Source organism: Gemmatimonadetes bacterium SCN 70-22, from assembly GCA_001724275.1.
Taxonomy (GTDB): Bacteria; Gemmatimonadota; Gemmatimonadetes; order Gemmatimonadales; family Gemmatimonadaceae; genus SCN-70-22.
On the sequence record MEDZ01000071.1, the window covers coordinates 1 to 7,338 of the forward strand.

Below are 7,338 nucleotides of genomic sequence, written 5' to 3' on the forward strand. Positions count from 1 at the left end.
CGTCACGACGGCGATCAGGGCGATGGCGACGAGGGCGACGAGGAGGCCGTACTCGGTCACGGCGATGGCGTCGTCCTGCTTCAGGAACTTGCGGATGCTCTTCATGGTCAGGGGTCTCCCGCTGGAGGGTTGATCTGGTCCGCAAGATCCTGGTATGGAAGCGAACCGTTCTGTTGGAATCACCGTGACGATCGGCGACCTGTCGCACGGAGTCGGAACTCGCGGGTGAGTCATATCACATTCCGTACCACGAGGCCGATTTGGTCCGTGCGGCGTCTCCGCAGCGTCATTCGTGCCCCCCGAAGCGGCGTCGGCAGTTTTTGCCGCTTAGGCCCACTCGGCTCGCATCACACCCAATACCGCTCGGCGAAGTCGGCTTCCGGCAACGTGTTACCTGCGCTCACCCGGGGGCTTCCGTTGGTGCCGCCTTCAGTCACGAGGGGAAGACGGGAATCCGTCGACCCGTCGCCAAGGGTCCAGCCATCCTCCATCCTGACGGACGCGCGCCCCACTCGATGACGCATCCTGTCTACGCCGCTGGCCGGCTCCCGCCCCCCCGCGCGCTGACTAACCCCTCGCAGCGCCGGGCAGCAGGACGACCGCCCCGCTCAGCGACCGGCGCTGAAGGCGAAATCGCCCCCCGCCACCAGGAGGCGTGCGTCCGCGAGCGGAACCTCGCGCGATTCGCCAGGGGCGAATCGGTACTCCCGGCCGGTGGCCCCACCCCGGACCACCACCTCGCGCCCCTGAACGTTGCGCACCGGTATCAACCGATCGCGCCCGAGCGGGGCGATGGTCGGCGTGATCACGGGCGTCACCATGAGGCGCGGACCCACGGGGACGAGGTGCTCGAAGGTGTCTGCTAGGCTACTCATCGGTCTGCTCACTGACTCGTGTGCTGGTGCCACGATCCCGGGAAGGTCCCGAAGTCCCGAGCCCCCGGCGTCGAGGTGAGGGTGAAGTGGACACCCCCGCATTGGACACCACAAATAGTCGGATCACCCCCAACGCCTGTAAACTCGGGGAAACCCTAGTCGCACCCGCCCCGCGACAATCCGTGAACACTTTCGTTGACTTATTTCCCCGATTCGGCCATCTTCCCCCTTCCATGGCCTTACCTACTGTCCCCCTAGCCGGATACCGGGGGCTTCGGGGTGACGTCCTGGTGGCGCTCAAGAAGGCGCAACCCCTTACCGCCAAGGAGCTTGGGCGTCAGTTCGGGGTCACGCCCAACGCCCTCCGCCGGCACCTCAAGGAGCTGGAAGCCGAGGGGCTGGTGCGCTACCAGCGCGAGATCCGAGGCGTCGGTGGTCCCGTCTTCGCCTACTCGCTCACTGACGCGGGTGAGCGGCTCTTTCCGCGCGCCTACGACACCGCCCTCAACGAGGTGCTGGAGCTGGTCCGCCAGCAGCTCGGGAGCGAGGGGGTGGTCGAGCTCTTCCGGAAGCGATGGGCCGAGATCGCCGAGAAGGCGAAGCCGGAGCTGGCCCGCCTGCCGTTGAACCAACGGGCGCAGCGACTCGCCGAGCTTCTCACCTCGCTCGGCTACATGGCCGAGGCGTCGGGGAGCGACGGGGGGCTGCTCCGCGAGCACAACTGCGCCATCCGCGCGGTGATCGAGCGATTCCCCGAGATCTGCGCCGCCGAGAAGCGCTTTCTCGAAGAAGTCCTCGGCGCGAACGTGACGCGCCAGACCCATATCGCGGCAGGGGCCAACTGCTGCGAGTACTGCATTCACCCCGCCGACTCGTCAGGCAGCGACAGCCACGAGGCGGCGGCACTCGTCCAGATCGACCCCCCGCGTGCGGGGATACCTGCGCTGCAGGAGATGCCATGAGCTCCGCCATCGACCAACTGGTATCGAAGGAATACCAGTACGGCTTCAGCACCGACATCGCCGCCGACACCATCCCGCCCGGCCTCAACGAGGACGTGGTGCGGCTCATCTCGTCCAAGAAGAACGAGCCCGCGTTCCTGCTCGAGTGGCGCCTGAAGGCGTTCCGCCGCTGGCAGCAGATGACCGAGCCGCACTGGCCCAACGTCACCTACCCGCCGATCGACTTTCAGGCGGTGTCGTACTATAGCGCGCCGAAGACGGCCAAGCCGTTAGGCTCGCTGGACGAGCTCGACCCCAAGATCAAGGAGACCTACGACAAGCTCGGCATCCCGCTCCACGAGCAGAAGTTGCTCGCCGGGGTGGCGGTCGACGCCGTCTTCGACTCGGTCTCGGTGGGCACCACCTACAAGGAAGAGCTGAAGAAGCACGGGATCATCTTCTGCTCGTTCGGCGAGGCGGTGCGGGAGCACCCCGACCTGGTCGAGAAGTACCTCGGCTCGGTGGTCCCCTACAGCGACAACTTCTTCGCCGCCCTCAACTCGGCGGTCTTCTCGGACGGGTCGTTCGTGTACATCCCCAAGGGGGTGCGCTGCCCGATGGAGCTGTCGACGTACTTCCGCATCAACGCCGCCGATACGGGGCAGTTCGAGCGCACGCTCATCGTGGCCGAGGAAGGCTCGTACGTCAGCTACCTGGAGGGGTGCACCGCTCCCAAGCGCTCGACCAACCAGCTGCACGCCGCGGTGGTGGAGATCGTCGCCCTCGACAACTCCACGGTGAAGTACTCGACGGTGCAGAACTGGTTCGCCGGCGACGAGGAAGGAAAGGGGGGCATCTACAACTTCGTCACCAAGCGCGGCAAGGCGTACACGAACGCCAAGATCTCGTGGACGCAGGTGGAAACCGGCTCGGCGATCACCTGGAAGTACCCCAGCGTGATCCTGCAGGGTGACAACTCCACCGGCGAGTTCTACTCGGTGGCGGTCGTCAACAACATGCAGCAGGCCGACACGGGGACCAAGATGATCCACATCGGCCGCAACACGAAGTCGAACATCGTCTCCAAGGGGATCTCGGCCGGGAAGGGGCAGAACTCGTACCGCGGCCAGGTGAAGGTGATGCCCAGGGCCGAGAACGCGCGCAACTACACGCAGTGCGACTCGATGCTGATCGGGAATGCCTGCGGCGCGCACACCTTCCCGTACATCGAGGCCCAGAACAACACCGCGACCATCGAGCACGAGGCCAGCACGTCGAAGATCGGCGAGGACCAGATCTTCTACCTCAAGCAGCGCGGGCTCAGCGCCGAGCAGGCGGTGTCGATGATCGTCTCCGGCTTCTGCCGCGAGGTCTTCAAGGAGCTCCCGATGGAGTTCGCCCTCGAGGCGCAGCAGCTGCTGGGGATCACGCTCGAGGGGTCGGTTGGATAGTCGTTGTGCGGCTCGAGCAATTGCCAAGAGCATTCATCACGGAGAACACGGAGGGACGGAGGAGAACAGCGGGTGCGACAAATACGGGGAGGTCCTCCGTGGTCTCCGTGCCCCACCGTGATCGCCCGTGTCATTGAATTTCCTCCGCCCGTCCCCCTCCGTCAGCTCCACGTCACCGCCATTTCCTCATCAGGCATACACACCAATGCTCGTCATCAAGAACCTGCACGCGAACGTCGGCGACAAGGAGATCCTGAAGGGCATCTCCCTGACCGTCAGCGCCGGCGAAGTCCACGCCATCATGGGGCCTAACGGCTCCGGCAAGTCCACGCTGGCCCAGGTCCTGGCCGGCCACCCGGGGTTCGAAGTCACCGGGGGCACCATCGAGTACGAGGGGCAGGACCTCGTGGCGATGGAAGCCGAGGAGCGCGCCCATGCCGGGATCTTCCTCGCCTTCCAGTACCCCATCGAGATCCCCGGCGTCTCCAACGCCTACTTCCTGCGCACCGCCTACAACGAGATCCGCAAGGCGAACGGCCAGGAGGAGGTGGACCCGATGGACTTCCTCGACATCATGACCGAGAAGCTCAAGCTCGTCGAGATGGACGAGGCGATGCTGCAGCGCTCGGTGAACATGGGCTTTTCCGGCGGCGAGAAGAAGCGCAACGAGATCCTGCAGATGGCGGTGCTGGAGCCGAAGCTGGCGATCCTGGACGAGACGGACTCGGGGCTCGACATCGACGCGCTGCGCATCGTGGCCAACGGGGTGAACAAGCTCAAGCGCCCCGACACGGCGACGATCGTGGTGACGCACTACCAGCGCCTCCTGAATTACATCGTCCCCGACTACGTGCACGTGCTGGCCGGCGGGCGCATCGTGAAGTCGGGGGGGAAGGAGCTCGCGCTGGAGCTCGAGGCCAAGGGGTACGACTGGCTCCTCGAGGAGCCGGCGGCGGCGGGGGCGTGACGTGAGCACGGCACTGTACCGCGAGCACTTCGCCACGCTGCCGCCCGAGGGGCCGGCGTGGCTGGCGCCGCTGCGCGCCCGGGCGATGGAGCAGTTGCAAGGCTACGGCTTCCCGACGCCGAAGAACGAGGATTGGCACTTCACCAACCCCGCCCCCATCACCGAGGCTGCGTTCCAGCCCATGCCACCGGCGGCGGGGACGCTGACGGCGGCCGACGTGACGGGGTTCCAGGTGGGGAGCACGGCGTGGCCGGTGGTGACCTTCGTGAACGGGCGCTTCGCCCCGTCGCTCAGCCGCCTCGACGGACTCCCGGCCGGCGTGCGCCTGATGTCGCTCGCCGCGGCGCTGCACGAGGAGCCGACGCTGCTCGAGCGGCACCTGGCGAAGCTGGCGGCCTTCGACAGCCAGGCGTTCGCCTTCACGGCCCTCAACACGGCGATGCTGCGCGACGGCGCGGTGCTGCACGTGGCCCAGGACGTGGTGGCGGAGACGCCGATCCACCTCCTCTTCGTCTCCGACCGCGCCGCCGAGGGTGGCGTGTCGCACCCGCGCAACCTGGTCGTGCTCGACCGCTTCGCGCGCGCGACCATCATCGAGCAGTACGTCTCCACCAGCGACGCACGCTACCTCACGAACAGCGTGACGGAGTGCGTCCTGGACGAGGGGGCAACGCTCAACCACTACAAGCTGCAGCGCGAGGGACGGAAGGCGTTCCACGTGGGGCACACCGAGGTGGTGCAGGGGCGCGACTCGCACTACGTGTCGTTCGCCTTCTCGACCGGGGCGTCGCTGTCGCGCAACAACATCTACACGACGCTCGGCGGCGAGGGGTGCGGGGCCACGCTGAACGGGCTGTACATGCTGGATGGCGACCAGCTGTGCGACACCCAGACGCGCATCGAGCACGCCGAGCCCAACTGCTACTCGCGCGAGATCTACAAGGGGATCCTCGACGGGTCGTCGCACGGGGTGTTCAACGGCAAGGTGTACGTGCGCCCGATCGCGCAGAAGACCGACGGGAAGCAGACCAACAAGACGCTGCTCCTGTCGGACAAGGCGCGCATCGACACCAAGCCGCAGCTGGAGATCTTCGCCGACGACGTGAAGTGCACGCACGGCGCCACGGTGGGGAAGCTGGACGAGATCGCGGCTTTCTACATGAAGTCGCGGGGGGTGGGGGCGGAGGTGACGCGGCGGCTGCTGACGTACGCCTTCGCGGCCGAGGTGCTGGAGACGATCGAGCTGGAGGAGTTGAAGGTGGAGTTGGAGCGGCTCACGCTGGCGAGGTACGTGTGAGACGGGAGACGGGAGACGGGCGACGGGAGTGCCGGCGCGCAACGCTGGACGTCCAGAGGATTCGCGCCGATTTCCCGATCCTCTCGCTCCAGGTGCGCGGGAAGCCGCTCGTGTACCTGGACAACGCGGCGACGTCGCAGAAGCCCCGCAGCGTGATCGACGCCCTCACGCGCTACTACGAGGCGGAGAACGGGAACATCCATCGCGGGGTGCACTACCTGAGCGAGAAGGCCACCGAGCTGTACGACCTCACCCGCGAGGCGGCGCGCCGCTTCTTCAACGCGCGGCACGCGCACGAGATCGTCTTCACGCGCGGGGCCACCGAGGGGATCAACCTGGTGGCGTCGTCGTTCGGGCAGGCATTCGTGAAGGCGGGTGACGAGATCGTCGTCTCCACCATGGAGCACCACTCGAACATCGTCCCCTGGCAGCTCCTGTGCGAGCGGACGGGGGCCGTGCTCCGGGTCATCCCGGTCACCGATGCCGGGGAGCTGGACATGGAGGGTTACCGCGCCCTGCTGAGCGAGCGCACGCGGCTGGTGGCGGTGGCCCACGTCTCCAACGCGTTAGGCACGGTGAATCCGGTGGAGGAGATCGTGCGGCTGGCGCACGAGGCCGGGGCGGCGGTGCTGCTCGACGGGGCACAGAGCGCTCCGCACACGCCCGTGGACCTGCAGGCGATCGACTGCGACTTCTTCGCCTGCTCCGGGCACAAGATGCTGGGGCCGACGGGGGCGTCCATCCTGTACGGCAAGGAAGCGTGGCTGGAGCGGATGCCCCCGTACATGGGGGGCGGCGACATGATCGCGCACGTCTCGTTCGAGCGCTCCACGTGGGCCACCCTCCCGTCGAAGTTCGAGGCGGGGACACCGTCCATCGGCGATGTGGTCGCCTACCGCCATGCGTTCGAGTACCTGGAACAGGTGGGGCTCGACGCCATCGCCGCGCACGAGCACGACCTCCTGGCGTACGCGGTGGAACAGCTGCGCGACGTTCCCGGCGTCACCCTGGTGGGGACGGCGCCGCACAAGGCGGGGGTACTGAGCTTCACGATGGACTGCGCGCATCCGCACGACATCGGGACGATCCTCGACGGCTTCGGGGTCGCCATTCGCGCTGGCCACCACTGCGCGCAGCCGCTCATGCGGCGCTTCGGCCTCCCATCCACCGCCCGCGCGTCGTTCTATCTCTACAACACGCGCGGGGAGGTCGACACGCTCGTGCGCGCCGTTCGCCACGTGCGGGAGGTCTTCGCCTGAGCATGGATCTTGGCCAGCTGTACCAGGACGTGATCCTGGAGCACAACCGGAACCCGCGGAACTGGGGCGAGCTTCCCCCGCCCAGCGCCCACGCCGAGGGGCACAACCCCATGTGCGGTGACGAGGTGACGGTCTGGCTGCGGATGGAAGGGGACCGCGTGGCCGACATCTCGTTCGTGGGGACGGGGTGCGCGATCTCGAAGGCCTCGGCGTCGATGATGACGCAGGCGGTCAGGGGAAAGACGCGCGCCGAGGCGGAGGCGATCTTCGCGCAGTTCCACGCGATGGTCACCGGCCAGGCGGCCGCGGCCGGCGCCGAGTCGGCGTTAGGCAAGCTGAAGGTCTTCTCGGGAGTGGCGCGATTCCCGACGCGGGTCAAGTGCGCGTCGTTGGCGTGGCACGCCATGAAGGAGGCGCTGGAATCACCGCAGGCCGGCGCGCAGGCGAGCCCCGCCACCTGACGTGGCGGGGCCTCGCCGCGGGTAATTGACTGCTCGCCCCCCCCCCCGGAAAGCGCACGACGTGCGCGGTGCCGGCTTGCAGGCCAT

At 67.2% G+C, this 7,338-nt stretch carries 7 protein-coding genes; 6 read left to right on the forward strand and 1 reads right to left on the reverse strand.

What is annotated here, in order from left to right; all coding sequences use genetic code 11:
• Positions 1 to 608: 608 nt before the first annotated feature.
• Positions 609 to 821, reverse strand: a complete 213-nt coding sequence (locus tag ABS52_18885; GenBank protein ID ODT00159.1) for a hypothetical protein — start codon at positions 819 to 821, stop codon at positions 609 to 611.
• Positions 822 to 1,165: 344 nt separating this feature from the next.
• Between ABS52_18885 and ABS52_18890 the strand changes: the two genes are divergently transcribed.
• The 6 genes from ABS52_18890 to ABS52_18915 all read left to right on the forward strand — a co-directional run bounded on the left by ABS52_18890 (position 1,166) and on the right by ABS52_18915 (position 7,251).
• Positions 1,166 to 1,837 (forward strand): hypothetical protein, encoded by a 672-nt coding sequence (locus tag ABS52_18890; protein ID ODT00160.1) that lies wholly within the window; start codon positions 1,166 to 1,168, stop codon positions 1,835 to 1,837.
• Positions 1,834 to 3,267, forward strand: a complete 1,434-nt coding sequence (locus ABS52_18895; GenBank protein ODT00161.1) for a Fe-S cluster assembly protein SufB — start codon at positions 1,834 to 1,836, stop codon at positions 3,265 to 3,267. Before ABS52_18890 ends, ABS52_18895 begins: the two co-directional genes overlap by 4 nt.
• Before the next feature lie 205 nt (positions 3,268 to 3,472).
• Positions 3,473 to 4,234 carry a Fe-S cluster assembly ATPase SufC gene (locus ABS52_18900; protein ODT00162.1) on the forward strand — a complete coding sequence of 254 codons (762 nt, stop codon included), beginning with the start codon at positions 3,473 to 3,475 and terminating at the stop codon, positions 4,232 to 4,234.
• Position 4,235: 1 nt separating this feature from the next.
• Positions 4,236 to 5,531 carry a Fe-S cluster assembly protein SufD gene (locus ABS52_18905; protein ODT00163.1) on the forward strand — a complete coding sequence of 432 codons (1,296 nt, stop codon included), beginning with the start codon at positions 4,236 to 4,238 and terminating at the stop codon, positions 5,529 to 5,531.
• Positions 5,528 to 6,790, forward strand: a complete 1,263-nt coding sequence (locus ABS52_18910) for a hypothetical protein (GenBank protein ID ODT00164.1) — start codon at positions 5,528 to 5,530, stop codon at positions 6,788 to 6,790. The genes ABS52_18905 and ABS52_18910 overlap by 4 nt, the downstream gene beginning before the upstream one ends.
• Positions 6,791 to 6,792: 2 nt before the next feature.
• Positions 6,793 to 7,251 carry an SUF system NifU family Fe-S cluster assembly protein gene (locus tag ABS52_18915; protein ID ODT00165.1) on the forward strand — a complete coding sequence of 153 codons (459 nt, stop codon included), beginning with the start codon at positions 6,793 to 6,795 and terminating at the stop codon, positions 7,249 to 7,251.
• Positions 7,252 to 7,338 lie beyond the last annotated feature (87 nt).